Below are 12,153 nucleotides of genomic sequence, written 5' to 3'. Positions count from 1 at the left end.
CCCTATGCTGGGCACATGGATGTATTGCGCCACGTAATTCTCGTTGTTCATTTGATCGGTTTCGCCATGACGCTGGGCGCGCTGCTCGAAGCCGCCTACCGGAAGCGTTTCGAGTTCAACGTTCCGATGAACATCGGCCTGGCGGTCTCGCTGGTCACCGGTGTGATCCTGTCGGCGCCGTTCGGCGACTTCGAGCCCAACTACCCGAAGATCGTCACCAAGGTGGTGCTCCTGGTGGTGCTCGGTGCGATCCTGGGCATGGGGATGGCCAAGCAGCGCAAGTCCGGCGAGCCCGTCGGCCCGCCGATGTTCTGGGCGGCCGTGCTGGTGTCGGTGGCCGCGGCCTCGGTGGCGGTCCTCTGGTAGTCGGCCACAGCGCCCGAAACGATTCGGCTCCCGCCCGGTGTGACACCGGGGCGGGAGCCGAATTCGTTGCCGCGGCAACCGCGCACGTGGCGCGGGCCGGGCGGTGACTGACAGCTAGGTGAGCGACGAGCCGTCGTACAGGATGTCGAAGAACTGCGCGGCCACCAGCTGCTCCTTGCTGCGCTCGGCGCCGAGCGCCTTGCGGTAGGCCAGCACGTGGCGCAGGCTCAGCGCCGAGTAGATCAGCGGCATGTGGTCCTTGCGCTGGTCGTAGACGCCCTTGGCGCCCTTGGCGGCGGCGAAGTCGCCCTTCGCGCGGGACGGGTGCAGCAGCGCGTCACGCAGCACGGCGGCCTTGATCATCTTCTTGCGCCCGCCGGGCACGGTGACCAGACCGTTCGGGCGGAACAGCGCGGTGTCGAACTCCTCGGCGGTGGCGACGGTGCAGCCCGCCGTCGGCCGCGGGTTGCACTCGACCATGTAGTGCGTGCCGTCCTCGGTCACCAGGTAGTCCATGCTGATCTGGCCGGTCCAGTTCAGTTCCTTGGCGATCTTCTGGGTGGCCGCCAACGACTCCGGGGAGTCGACGGACTGGAAGACGATGCCGCCGCGGTCGTCGATGGCCAGCGGATGCTCGTAGCACGAATGCAGCACCACTTCGCCCTCGTGCACCACGCTCCAGCTGCAGCGATCGGTGCCGACGAGGAACTCCTGCACCAGCCACGGATCCTGCTCGGTGGGCTTGATGTCGGCGACCGCGGTCTCCCCGGCCAGCGGGCCGGTATTGGTGATCACGTCCAGGCCGCCGCGGCCGAACGTGGCGCGGGCGAACCAGTGCTCCCACAGCTCGGTGGCGGCGACGAACTCCTCGGGGGTGGTGCACACGATGGTCTCGGCCAGCGGCAGGCCCAGACGCTTGCAGAGGTCGGCGAACGACGACTTATCGTTCACCTCGAGCAGGGCGTCGAGCTCCGGGAAGAACAGGGTGACGTCGCGCTCGCCCTGGATCTTCTCGCGGTTGGCGGCCAGGTAGAAGACCTCCTCGAACATCGGGAGCACCCAGTCCACCTGCTCCTCGTCGATGATCGCGATGACATCGTCGACGAACCCGTCCGGATCCTGGGTCGGCGGCCGGGTGACGACGCGCTTGTCGACACCCTTGGAGTGCATACCGGGCGACTGCTTGAAGGTGTCGGTGGCGATGACCGTGTGGCCGATCTCTTCACCGAGCTTGTGGATCTCGTCGACAGCAAAGGGCATTCTGGCGCTGGTAGCGAGGATGCGAGGATTGTCTGATGCCATGGCACCAACATAACAGTGCCGGACGCGGCCTCCGCAGGTCGAGGCCGGTTTCGCGGTGATCTGGCGCTAGGTTGCGCCGAGGTTGTCACGGAATTGTCGTTGCAGGGCTCGCCGGTCGACCTTCCCCGGCCCCCGCAGCGGCAACGCATCGACGATCAGCAGGTGGCGGGGAGCCGCGAACCGATCGAGCCGTTCGCGCACCGCACGGGTCAGGGTCGCGGCATCCGGTGCGGCGCCGTCGGGGACCACCGCCACGGCCACCGCCTGCCCCAGCCGTTCGTCGGGCACGCCGAACACCGCGCACGCGCCGACGCCGTCGAGTCGCTCGATCACCGCCTCCACCACCTGGGGCAGCACCGTCAGGCCGCCGGTGGAGATGGCCTCGTCGGCGCGGCCGACGACGGTCAGCCTGCCGTCGTCGAAGGTGGCCAGATCGTCGGTGCGGAACCATCCGGGCGTCGTGAACGCGGGATGTTCGGGCAGGTCGCGGTAGCCCAGCGCCACCGTCGGTCCGCCCAGTTCCACGCGGCCGACCCCGGTGTTCGGGTCGACGTCGATCAGTCGCACCTGCACCCCGGGCAGCGGCGTGCCGTCGTACACGCAGCCGCCGGCCGTCTCGCTCATCCCGTAGGTGGTGGTGATCGACAGGCCCGCGGCGCGGGCCGCGGCGGCCAGGTCCGGCGGGGTGCCGGCGCCGCCGACCAGGATCGCGTCCAGCTGAGCCAACGCCGCGGTGGCGGCCGGATCGGTGAGCGCCTTGCGCAGTTGCAAGGGGACCAGGGAGGTGTAGCGGCGTGGCCCGGTCATCGCCGCGACGGCCGCGGGCAGCGCGGCCGGATCGAAGCCGTCGGTCACATCGAGCACCATCGGGTCGTACCCGGCGGCCAGGCTGCGCAGCAGCACCTGCAGGCCGGCGATGTGATGGGGCGGCAACGCCAGCAGCCAGCTGCCGGGCCCGCCCAGCGACTGCGCAGTGGCGGCGGCCGAGGCGCGCAGGGTGGTGGCGGTGTGCAGGGCGCCCTTGGGGGTTCCGGTGCTGCCCGAGGTGGACACCACCAGGGTGCAGCGTTCGTCGATCGGCTCGCCGGCGCGCAGGCTCTCGCTCAGCGCCGCGGCCGCCGCGGGCGCGTCGGCGGGCAGCGGGAGAAAGGCGCCGCTGCCGTCGAGCATGGCCGAGAGCTCCGCGCGCGCGTCGAGCACGGCCGGGCCCGGCGGGAGCACCAGTGGCTGCAGCAGTCGCATACCGCTACTTGTACGCGAAGGAGGGGAAGATCTTGATGTCGAAGTAGTACAGGATCGTCTGCCGGGCGATCCACAGGATGCTGAGCAGGATGATCGCGCCGACGATCGCGTAGATCAGGTAGCCCAGGTAACGCAGCGCCGCGTTGCCCTCGGTCACGGTGCCGTCGGGGCTGGGATCGGCGCTGCCCTTGCCGATGCAGACCATGCCGACGCTGAAGAGCGCGGGCAGGCCGGCGCCGAGCAGCAGTCCCACGCCCAGGACGCGGAGGATGGAGATGATGAAGTCCATGTCAGATTTCCTTTAGCGTCGGCCGGTTCAGGACCGCGAGGCCGGGGAGGTGGCGTCGTCCAGGTCGAGGTCGACGGGGGACTCGCCGAGTTCGGCGTCCCACTCGGAGTTGACGTTGTTGGCGTCGACCTTCTCGTGCTGCGACCGCCAGTACATGAACAGCGAGAGCACCACCAGGATCGCGAAGATGGTGATGGCGCCGGCGACGTCGCCGATGCCGTGGGCCAGCCAGAAGCAGAGAGCGCCCACCAGACCCGCGGCCGGCAGGGTGGTGACCCACGCCAGGACCATGCGGCCGGCCACCGACCAGCGGACGTTGGAGCCCTTGCGGCCCAGGCCCGCGCCGATGATCGAGCCCGTGGCCACGTGCGTGGTCGACAGGGCCATACCGGCCACCGACGAGGTGAGGATGATGGCGGCCGACGACGACTGCGCGGCCATGCCCTGCGGCGGGCTGATGTCGATCAGGCCCTTGCCGAGCGCGCGGATGATGCGCCAGCCGCCGAGGTAGGTGCCCAGGGCGATGGCGGCGGCGCAGCTGAAGACCACCCAGAACGGCAGGCCGTGCTCCACCGAGGCCGGGTCGAGGTGATTGGTGGCGATCAGCGCCAGGGCGATCACGCCCATCGTCTTCTGCGCGTCGCCGGTGCCGTGCGCCAGCGAGACCAGCGAGGCCGTGGTGATCTGTCCGATGCGGAAACCCTGGTCCTGGTGGCGGGCGGCGATCGCCTTGGTGAGGGCGTAGATGAGCATGGTGCCGACGGCGGCGACCAGCGCGGCGATCACCGGTGCGAACAGCGCGGGTAGGATGATCTTGGCGAAGACGCCGCTCCAATTGACGCCCGCGGTGCCCATCGCCGCGAGGCCGGCGCCCACCAGGCCGCCGAACAGGGCGTGCGAGGAACTCGACGGCAGACCGAACAGCCAGGTGGCCAGGTTCCACAGGATCGCGCCGATGAGGCCGGCGAAGATGATGATCAGCGCGGAGTTCACGTCGAGCCCGGTGACGAACTGACCGTCCGGCTGCTGAATCTTCAGCACGTCCTTGGTGATGGTGGCGGCCACCTGCACCGAGAGGAAGGCGCCGATGAGGTTGAGGATCGCCGAGATCGCCACCGCGGTCTTGGGCTTGAGGGCGCCCGTCGCGATCGACGTCGCCATGGCATTGCCGGTGTCATGGAAACCGTTGGTGAAATCGAATCCGAGTGCCGTCACAATCAGCAGCACGAGGATCAGCATCTCTGCGCTCATGACCACCACTATGGGGCTTGCGTCGGCGATTGCGGTAATTACGCCAGAATTGAGTACGAAGGTACTGACCTGCGAGTTTGCTTGCAATTGGAGCTTATTTACCGGTTGTTCACCTCATGGTGGCCGAGGCTTCGCCGACTCCGTGGCGATTGTCTCGCCCGGGCCTTAACTGACGGTGAACACGCGGTGGCCGACAGGCCGCCGGTGGCGCGCCAAACGGGGTCGTCGTCGCGGTGGCACAATGCGTCCCATGACGATGACACTCGGGATGCCCATCAATTACGCGGGAGACTTCCGCGAGACGATCGAGAACCTCGCCGACTTCGAGGGCGTGGGTGTGCACCGGGTGATGGTTCCCGAGGCGTACAGCTTCGACGCCGTCTCGCAGCTGGGTTACATCGCGGCGCGCACCACCACCATGCAGCTGCAGACCGGCATTCTGCCGATGTACTCGCGCACCCCCACCAACCTGGCGATGACCGCCGCCGGCATGGACTACGTCAGCGGCGGCCGCTTCATCCTGGGCATCGGCGCCTCCGGCCCGCAGGTGATCGAGGGCTTCCACGGCGTCAAGTACGACTACCCGCTGGGCCGCGCCCGCGAGACCGCCGAGATCTGCCGGATGGTGTGGCGCCGCGATCGTCTGGAGTACGACGGCAAGCACTACCACCTGCCGCTCACGCAGGAGCACGGCGGCAGCGGCCTGGGCAAGCCGCTCAAGATCATCAACCACCCGGTGCGCGAGCGCATCCCGATGCTGCTCGCGGCGATCGGCCCGAAGAACGTGGAGCTGGCCGCCGAACTGTTCGACGAGCTGCAGCCGATCATGGTGCACCCCGACTTCGTCGACGCGGCCTTCGGCCCGGCGCTGGCGGCGGGCAAGGCCAAGCGCGATCCGGCACTGGACGACCTGAAGCTGGTGGTGCAGAGCACCGCGCTGATCACCGACGACGTCGACCTGGCCGAGCAGGCCCTGATGGGCGTGCGGCACCACGCCGCGCTCTACATCGGCGGCATGGGCGCCCGCGGCAAGAACTTCTACAACTCGCTGGTGCAGCGCTACGGCTACGTGGACGAGGCCAAGCTCATCCAGGACCTGTACCTGGACGGCCGCAAGCAGGAGGCCGCCGAGGCGGTGCCGGACGATCTGGTGCGGGCCATGAGCCTGATCGGCCCGAAGAGCTACGTCGCCGAGCGCGTCGAAGCCTTCCGTGCCGCCGGGGTGAGCGTGCTGTTGGGTTCGCCGGTGAATCACACCCACGCCGAGCGCGTGGACACCATGGCCGCGCTCGCGGAGATGATGGGCTGAGCCGAACGGGGCCGGTTCGACCGAACGGTCGAACCGGCCCAGCTTCCGGTCAGGCGATCGCGGCGGCCACGACGTCGAGGTTGGCTTCCATCCCGGCCTGCCAGACGGCCATCCGGCCGGAGATGATCCGCGCCTCCTTCTCCGGCTGCGCGTCGATGAAACCGCGCAGCGGTGAATCGCCGGCGCCGAAACGCGCCCACTGACGCACGATCGAGCCCTCGCGCGCCGGCTCCACCTCGAAACCCCAGACCGCCCACGGCTGCGCGTCCTCCGGCCCTACCGACCAGACCCAGCGGCGACCGTCCTCCACCTCGGTGATCACCGAGGTGGTGGACCATTCGCCGAGGGTGTCGTTGCGGTTGTGGCCGACGAAGCGGGCGCCGACGGCCACCGCGTCGGCGTCGTCGAGCCATTCGGCGGCGAACAGCTCACCGTCGGCGCTGGTGGGCAGGGTGATGTCGGTGACCAGCTCCCACGCCCGCTCGGGCGTGCAGTCGAGCTTGCGGCTCACTTCGATGATCGGGTTGTCGCGCAGTCGCATCGGACCTCCTCGGCAGTGGTGGCGGCTCAGTAGTAGTAGGGGTAGTCCGACCAGTCGGGGTCGCGCTTCTCCAGGAACGAGTCGCGGCCCTCGACGGCCTCGTCGGTCATGTACGCCAGGCGGGTGGCCTCGCCGGCGAAGACCTGCTGGCCCATCAGGCCGTCGTCGGTCAGGTTGAAGGCGAACTTCAGCATGCGCTGCGCGGTGGGCGACTTGCCGTTGATGGTGCGACCCCATTCGATGGCGGTCTTCTCCAGGTCGGCGTGGTCGACGACGCGGTTCACCGCGCCCATCCGGTGCATGGTCTCGGCGTCGTAGGCCTCGCCGAGGAAGAAGATCTCCCGCGCGAACTTCTGGCCGACCTGCTTGGCCAGGTAGGCGCTGCCGTAGCCGCCGTCGAAGGAGCCCACGTCGGCGTCGGTCTGCTTGAAGCGGGCGTGCTCGCGGGAGGCCAGGGTCAGGTCGCACACCGAATGCAGCGAGTGACCGCCGCCAGCCGCCCACCCGTTCACCACGGCGATGACCACCTTCGGCATGGTGCGGATCAGGCGCTGCACCTCCAGGATGTGCAGGCGTCCGCCCTCGGCCTTGACCCGGTTGGCGTCGACCGAGTCCACGGTGGCCGCGGCGACGTCGGAGTCGTGGCTGGTGGCGTACTGGTAGCCGCTGCGGCCGCGAATGCGCTGGTCGCCGCCGCTGCAGAAGGCCCAGCCGCCGTCCTTGGGGCTGGGGCCGTTGCCGGTCAGCAGCACGGTGCCGACGTCGGGGGAGCGGCGCGCGTGGTCGAGGGTCCGGTACAGCTCGTCGACGGTGTGCGGCCGGAAGGCGTTGCGGACCTCGGGGCGATCGAAGGCGATCCGGACGATGCCGTTGGTGCGTCCCTCGCCGACGTGGCGGTGGTAGGTGAGGTCGGTGAGGTCGGAGAAGCCGTCGACGGCCTTCCACTGCGTGGGATCGAATGGCGAAGTCATGCGCCCGAGCCTAGGCCACGCGAGGCGACCCCGAACGGGCGCTTGGTCGGTCAGCGGATACCTTGAAACGATGAAGGGTGCACCGATCGACCAGAAGTGGAACGTCCCCGCGACCGAGGAGTCTCCGCTCGAGGGCGGCTTCCGCGCCGAGTTCGAGGTGACCACCGAGCGCGGCGGCCCGCGCTACGGCGAACTGATCGAGGAGGTGCGCACCTTCATGGACAAGGTGCGCTACGCCAGCCCGACGCCCGAACTGGCCGACGAGATCATCGACGACCTCAAGCTGTTCAACGCCAAGCTCGACACCCTGCTGGTGGACGAGTGGCACACGCCGTCGGGCACCCGCGTGGACCTGCCCTCGCGCGGCAACATCACGCTCCCGCCGTACGAGGTGATCGACGGCGGTGAGGACGGCGTCACCGCCTCCGTCGAGTTCCGCCGCTTCCACCTGGGCGGCAACGGCGTGGCGCACGGCGGGCACGTCGCGGTGGTCTTCGACGACCTCGGCGGCATGGCCGCCACCCTGCACGTGCACGGAATCGCCCGCACCGCCTACCTCACCGTGAACTACCGCTCGCTGACCCCGCTGGAGACCCCGCTGACCATGCGCACCTGGGCCGAGCGCCGGGAGGGCCGCAAGATCTTCGTCAAGGGGACCCTGCACGACGGCGACCGCCTCTGCGCCGACATGGAAGCCCTGTTCATCCAGCTCCGCCCCGGCCAGGCCTAGCCTCCGGAAGTCTCAGCCCCGCAGAGTGTCGAGTTGTGGTGGCCTGACCACCACAACTCGACACTATGGGCGGTCGTCCTCTGCCGGCAGGGATCGAACCGGTCGCGCCGGGCTGCCGACGGCGACCACGTGGTCGGGAAGATCACGGACCACGACGCTGCCCGCGCCGACCACGGTGTTGCGCCCGATGACGACCCCGGCGCCGACCGTGACGTTCGACCCGAGCCAGCAGTTGTCGCCGATGCTGATGGGGGCCGGTCCGTTCGGCGCCCGCTCGGCGCAGTCGGTGGTCGTCGATCGGGTGCAGCGCTGTCGCCAGGACGGCGCCCGGGCCGATTCGGACATCGTCGCCCAGCGTGATCGGTCCGTCGTCCATCAGGAACGCATCGACATTGACGAAGACGTTGTCGCCGACGGAGATGTTGAACCCGTAGGAACATCGGAACCGCCGCTCAGGAGGCCCTCGGTTCCCGGCGGTGGGAGTGGCAGCACGGTCATGTGCTGGGTGTTCGGGGCGGCCGAGGTCAGGCGGCGGGGAGTTCGTGGACCTCGATGACGAAGCCCGCGCGGCGCAGGCGTTCGACGAGGACGTCGCCCATCGCGACGGCCGGAGTGAGGGCGCCGGAGCGGTCGGGAAGTTCGTCGCGGTCGAGGGCCAGCGCCAGCGCGCTCTCGCCGAGCATCACCGCGGTGGCCTTGTAACCGGGGTCGCCGTCGGCGCGCATCTGCGAGCGGTACCGCCGGCCGGTGCTGGTGGTGGTGTAGGTGCGGGTGACGAAATGTCCCGCTTCCCTGGCCTTCTCGCTCGGGCCCTGGCCGGGCTTGGGCAGCACCCGATCGAGCAGGCCGCGGGTGGGCCGGAAGCTCATGGCCGCCAGACCCAGGCCGGTGCCCACCGAGACCGCGCCCGCCAGCAGCGTCGACAGCACCGGGACGCCGCCGACCGACATGGTCTCCTGGTAGCGGAAGCCGGGGCCGTAGGCGTCGTCGAGCAGCGCATTGGACCGCCGCACCACGCGGGTGTTGTACGAGGCCATGAAGAACGGTGCCAGCGTGCCGGTCAACGACGGATCCACCTTCTTGGCGTCGACCGGGGCCATGTCGCTGGGCTCGGAGCTCGGGCCGGCGTGCTCCACCTCGCCCGGACCGCCGGACAGCGCGCGCGGATTGAGCAGCAGTCGGCGCATCTCCGGGTCCTTGGCCTGCTCGGCGATCACCCGCATCGAGTCGACGGTGCCGCCGGAGGCGCCGCCGCGCATCGAGGCCAGCACCAGCGTGGTCTCGCCCAGGGTGCCGGCGTCGTCCTCGGTCACCTGGCGGTGCAGCAGGTAGGCGCCCAGGTCGGAGGGGATCGAATCGAAGCCGCAGGAGTTGACGATGCGGGCCCCGGTGCCGCGGGCGATCTCGTCGGCCTTGTCGATGGTGAACCGGGTGAAGGGCACCTCGCCGGTCAGGTCCACGTAGTCGGTGCCCGCGCTGGCCGCGGCGATCACCAGGTTCTCGCCGTAGCGCAGGTACGGCCCGACGGTGGTGCAGACGACCCGGGTGCGCGCGCACATCGCGTCGAGCGCGGCGGGGGAGTCGGCGTCGGCGACCACCAGCGGCCACGACGCGGCACGCTCACCCAGCCGACGGCGCACCGCCGCCAACTTGGTCTCGCTGCGCCCGGCCAGCGCGATCTTGGTTCCCTCGGGGGCCTGCTCGGCCAGGTAGCGAGCGGTCAGCTCCCCGACGAAACCCGTGGCGCCGTAGACGATGACGTCGAATTCGCGACTCATGAACTCGACTGTATGGCATCGGCGTTGACGGCGTCACCGAGCGAGAACGCGCCCCACGGCTTGGGCGTCATCGTGGCGTAGAACTGGTCCAACTCGGCGATCGTGAAGCCCGCGGCCGCCAGTTCGTCCGGAATCTGCCGGGTGAGCCGGCAACCACCGGCCACCGCCTGCTCGATCGGGTCCAGCAGGCGCTGAAAACGCTGCACACCGCGGTCCGGGGCCAGGCCGTGCTCCAGGAAGGCCAGCCGTCCGCCGGGTTTGACCACGCGCCGCAGCTCGGCCAGCGCGGCCCCCAGATTCGGGATGGTGCACAGGGTGAAGGTGGACAGGGCGCCGTCGAAGGTGTTGTCGGGGAAGGGAAGTCGCTGGCCGTCGAGGCCGCCGCGGGTGATCGGGACGGCGCTGTCGGCCACCCGCCCCTGCGCCCGCTCCCACGCCAGGTCGGCCGGTTCGACGGCGGTCACCGAGGTCACCGCCGCCGGATAGCACCCCACGTTGAGTCCCGAACCGAAACCCACCTCGATGATGTCCCCGGACAGTCCCGCCGCCGCCCGGCGCCGCAGCTTGTCCATGCCCGGCATTCCGCAGGCGCGCTCCACCATGCGCGGCAGGATTTTGTCCTCGTAGAAGCCCACGCGTCCACCGTACGTCCGGAGATCGGCCGCCGCGGGCCGACCACTAAGGTTGCGGGCATGAATCCGTCCACCCTGCAGGCCCGCGTGATCGTCGACGAATTGATCCGCGGCGGGGTGACCGAGGCCGTGCTCTGCCCCGGTTCGCGCAACGCGCCGCTGGCGTTCGCGCTGCACGCCGCCGACCGGGCCGGGCGCCTGCGACTGCACGTGCGGATCGACGAGCGCGCCGCCGGTTACCTGGCGTTGGGCCTGGCCGTGGCCTCGCGCACGCCGGTGCCGATCGTGATGACCTCCGGCACCGCGGTGGCCAATATGAGCCCGGCGGTGTTCGAGGCCAACTACGCGCGCGTCCCGCTGGTGGTGATCAGCGCCAATCGCCCGTACGAGCTGCTGGGATCGGGCGCCAATCAGACCATCGAGCAGTTCGGCATCTTCGGCACCCAGGTGCGCGCGGCCATCAGCCTCGGCCTGGCCGAGGAGGACCTGGACACCAACTCGCAGTGGCGGTCGGCGGTGGGCCGCGTCCTCGCGTCCGCGCGCGGCGCCCGCACCGGCAATCCCGGTCCGGTGCAGTTCGACATCCCGCTGCGCGAGCCGCTGGTGCCGGGGGCCGACGATGCCCCCGACACCGACCTGACCCAGCTGCACGACGGCAGGTTCGCCGGGCGCCCCGGCGGGCTGGCCTGGACCCAGTCGCCGGTGGGCCGACTGGACGTGCCGATCGAGATCGACCTGTCCGAGCCGACCGTCGTGGTCTCCGGGCACGGCGCCGGCGAGCATCCGGAACTGGCCGACGTCCCGACGGTGGCCGAGCCGACTGCCCCGCTGCCGTCGACGCCCCTGCACCCGCTGGCGCTGGGCTCGGTGCGGCCCACGCAGGCCATCATCTGCGGTCGCCCCACCCTGCACCGGTCGGTGGCGCGCCTGCTGGCCGACCCGCAGGTCCGCGTCTACGCCCTCACCACCGGTCCGCGCTGGCCGGACGTCTCAGGCAACGTCTACGCCACCGGCACCCGGGCGGTGGGCGTCGGCGCGCCGACCAGCGACTGGCTGACCGAATGTGCCGAGGCCGACAGTGCGGTCCGCGCGGCGGTCTCCGCCGAACTGGCCGACGCCCCCGAACCGACCGGCATGCACGTGGCTCGCGCCGTGGCCGCCGCCATGACGGCGGGCGATCAGCTGGTGGTGGGCCCGTCGAACCCCATCCGGGACGTCGCGCTGGCCGGTGAGCTGGCCCCAGGCGTGCGGGTGCTGTCCAACCGCGGCGTCGCCGGAATCGACGGGATCAACTCGACGGCCATCGGCGCCGCCCTGGCCGCCGACCGCACCGGCGGCGACGGCCAGACCGTGGCGCTGGTCGGCGACCTGACCTTCATCCACGACGCCACCGGACTCCTGATCGGTCCGGACGAGCCGCGGCCCCGCGCCCTGCGCATCGTGGTGGCCAACGACGACGGCGGCGGCATCTTCGGGCTCCTGGAGCAGGGCGATCGACGGTTCACCGGGGCGGCCTACGACGGCGCCTACGAACGCATCTTCGGCACCCCGCACCGCACCGATCTGGCCGCCCTGTGCGCGGGCTTCCACCTGCCGCTGCGCCGGGTCACGCTCGAGGAGTTGCCCGCCGCGCTCGCCGCCGACGCCGACGGCATGCAGGTGCTGGAGGTGGTCACCGCGCGCGAACCGCTGCGGGCCCTGCACGAGCGAATCGCCGCGCGGCTGCGCTGAGCCGCACCGAT

At 70.2% G+C, this 12,153-nt stretch carries 13 protein-coding genes; 4 read left to right on the top strand and 9 right to left on the bottom strand.

The genetic code is table 11. From position 1 onward, the window contains the following. The first annotated feature begins 15 nt into the window (after window positions 1-15). Window positions 16-366 carry a Fe-S protein gene (locus tag ACFFJD_RS15630; protein WP_382365814.1) on the top strand — a complete coding sequence of 117 codons (351 nt, stop codon included), beginning with the start codon at window positions 16-18 and terminating at the stop codon, window positions 364-366. A 114-nt stretch (window positions 367-480) separates the two neighbouring features. On the opposite strand, the gene ACFFJD_RS15625 is transcribed toward ACFFJD_RS15630, so the two are convergent. The 4 genes from ACFFJD_RS15625 to ACFFJD_RS15610 form a co-directional block, all read right to left on the bottom strand. Next, window positions 481-1,668 (bottom strand): ATP-grasp domain-containing protein, encoded by a 1,188-nt coding sequence (locus ACFFJD_RS15625; protein WP_382365812.1) that lies wholly within the window; start codon window positions 1,666-1,668, stop codon window positions 481-483. Window positions 1,669-1,734: 66 nt separating this feature from the next. Beyond that, window positions 1,735-2,910, bottom strand: coding sequence for an o-succinylbenzoate--CoA ligase (menE, locus tag ACFFJD_RS15620; RefSeq protein ID WP_382365810.1), 1,176 nt, complete (start codon window positions 2,908-2,910; stop codon window positions 1,735-1,737). 4 nt (window positions 2,911-2,914) lie between these two features. Next, entirely contained in the window at window positions 2,915-3,199 is a 285-nt protein-coding gene (locus ACFFJD_RS15615; RefSeq protein WP_382365808.1) for a hypothetical protein, read from the bottom strand. 27 nt (window positions 3,200-3,226) lie between these two features. Further along, window positions 3,227-4,450, bottom strand: a complete 1,224-nt coding sequence (locus ACFFJD_RS15610; protein ID WP_382365806.1) for an inorganic phosphate transporter — start codon at window positions 4,448-4,450, stop codon at window positions 3,227-3,229. Between the two features lie 256 nt (window positions 4,451-4,706). On the opposite strand from ACFFJD_RS15610, the gene ACFFJD_RS15605 reads away from it, so the two are divergent. Further along, window positions 4,707-5,759, top strand: a complete 1,053-nt coding sequence (locus tag ACFFJD_RS15605) for an LLM class F420-dependent oxidoreductase (protein ID WP_382365960.1) — start codon at window positions 4,707-4,709, stop codon at window positions 5,757-5,759. Between the two features lie 49 nt (window positions 5,760-5,808). On the opposite strand, the gene ACFFJD_RS15600 is transcribed toward ACFFJD_RS15605, so the two are convergent. Beyond that, window positions 5,809-6,300: an SRPBCC family protein gene (locus ACFFJD_RS15600; RefSeq protein ID WP_382365804.1), complete on the bottom strand. Its 492-nt coding sequence runs from the start codon at window positions 6,298-6,300 to the stop codon at window positions 5,809-5,811. Window positions 6,301-6,326: 26 nt separating this feature from the next. Continuing rightward, window positions 6,327-7,271, bottom strand: a complete 945-nt coding sequence (locus ACFFJD_RS15595) for a 1,4-dihydroxy-2-naphthoyl-CoA synthase (RefSeq protein ID WP_382365802.1) — start codon at window positions 7,269-7,271, stop codon at window positions 6,327-6,329. Window positions 7,272-7,341: 70 nt separating this feature from the next. Here ACFFJD_RS15595 and ACFFJD_RS15590 point away from each other — a divergent pair, with 70 nt between their 5' ends. Beyond that, window positions 7,342-8,001 carry a PaaI family thioesterase gene (locus ACFFJD_RS15590; protein ID WP_382365800.1) on the top strand — a complete coding sequence of 220 codons (660 nt, stop codon included), beginning with the start codon at window positions 7,342-7,344 and terminating at the stop codon, window positions 7,999-8,001. A gap of 63 nt (window positions 8,002-8,064) precedes the next feature. Here the strand turns inward: ACFFJD_RS15590 and ACFFJD_RS15585 are convergent, their stop codons facing one another. From ACFFJD_RS15585 to ACFFJD_RS15575, 3 genes are all read right to left on the bottom strand, one after another. Beyond that, on the bottom strand, window positions 8,065-8,346 hold the full coding sequence (locus ACFFJD_RS15585; RefSeq protein ID WP_382365798.1) for a DapH/DapD/GlmU-related protein: 282 nt from the start codon (window positions 8,344-8,346) through the stop codon (window positions 8,065-8,067). A 179-nt stretch (window positions 8,347-8,525) separates the two neighbouring features. Continuing rightward, the gene (locus tag ACFFJD_RS15580) at window positions 8,526-9,779 is read right to left on the bottom strand and encodes a saccharopine dehydrogenase family protein (RefSeq protein ID WP_382365796.1); all 1,254 of its coding nucleotides are present in this window, start codon (window positions 9,777-9,779) and stop codon (window positions 8,526-8,528) included. Beyond that, window positions 9,776-10,414, bottom strand: coding sequence for a class I SAM-dependent methyltransferase (locus ACFFJD_RS15575; RefSeq protein ID WP_382365794.1), 639 nt, complete (start codon window positions 10,412-10,414; stop codon window positions 9,776-9,778). Before ACFFJD_RS15575 ends, ACFFJD_RS15580 begins: the two co-directional genes overlap by 4 nt. 57 nt (window positions 10,415-10,471) lie before the next feature. Here ACFFJD_RS15575 and menD point away from each other — a divergent pair, with 57 nt between their 5' ends. Then, a complete protein-coding gene (menD, locus tag ACFFJD_RS15570) occupies window positions 10,472-12,142 on the top strand; it encodes a 2-succinyl-5-enolpyruvyl-6-hydroxy-3-cyclohexene-1-carboxylic-acid synthase (protein ID WP_382365792.1) in 1,671 nt (556 codons plus the stop codon). Window positions 12,143-12,153 lie beyond the last annotated feature (11 nt).

The organism is Gordonia phosphorivorans (assembly GCF_042432625.1).
In the GTDB taxonomy this organism is placed as follows: Bacteria; Actinomycetota; Actinomycetes; order Mycobacteriales; family Mycobacteriaceae; genus Gordonia; species Gordonia phosphorivorans.
This window is presented reverse-complemented; position numbering and strand designations above follow the sequence as displayed.

Coding starts and splice junctions, on each gene's coding strand:
- ACFFJD_RS15630 (WP_382365814.1), top strand. CDS start 16: ATGGATGTATTGCGCCACGTAATTCTCGTTGTTCATTTGATCGGTTTC.
- ACFFJD_RS15625 (WP_382365812.1), bottom strand. CDS start 1,668: ATGGCATCAGACAATCCTCGCATCCTCGCTACCAGCGCCAGAATGCCC.
- menE (WP_382365810.1), bottom strand. CDS start 2,910: ATGCGACTGCTGCAGCCACTGGTGCTCCCGCCGGGCCCGGCCGTGCTC.
- ACFFJD_RS15615 (WP_382365808.1), bottom strand. CDS start 3,199: ATGGACTTCATCATCTCCATCCTCCGCGTCCTGGGCGTGGGACTGCTG.
- ACFFJD_RS15610 (WP_382365806.1), bottom strand. CDS start 4,450: ATGAGCGCAGAGATGCTGATCCTCGTGCTGCTGATTGTGACGGCACTC.
- ACFFJD_RS15605 (WP_382365960.1), top strand. CDS start 4,707: ATGACACTCGGGATGCCCATCAATTACGCGGGAGACTTCCGCGAGACG.
- ACFFJD_RS15600 (WP_382365804.1), bottom strand. CDS start 6,300: ATGCGACTGCGCGACAACCCGATCATCGAAGTGAGCCGCAAGCTCGAC.
- ACFFJD_RS15595 (WP_382365802.1), bottom strand. CDS start 7,271: ATGACTTCGCCATTCGATCCCACGCAGTGGAAGGCCGTCGACGGCTTC.
- ACFFJD_RS15590 (WP_382365800.1), top strand. CDS start 7,342: ATGAAGGGTGCACCGATCGACCAGAAGTGGAACGTCCCCGCGACCGAG.
- ACFFJD_RS15585 (WP_382365798.1), bottom strand. CDS start 8,346: ATGTCCGAATCGGCCCGGGCGCCGTCCTGGCGACAGCGCTGCACCCGA.
- ACFFJD_RS15580 (WP_382365796.1), bottom strand. CDS start 9,779: ATGAGTCGCGAATTCGACGTCATCGTCTACGGCGCCACGGGTTTCGTC.
- menD (WP_382365792.1), top strand. CDS start 10,472: ATGAATCCGTCCACCCTGCAGGCCCGCGTGATCGTCGACGAATTGATC.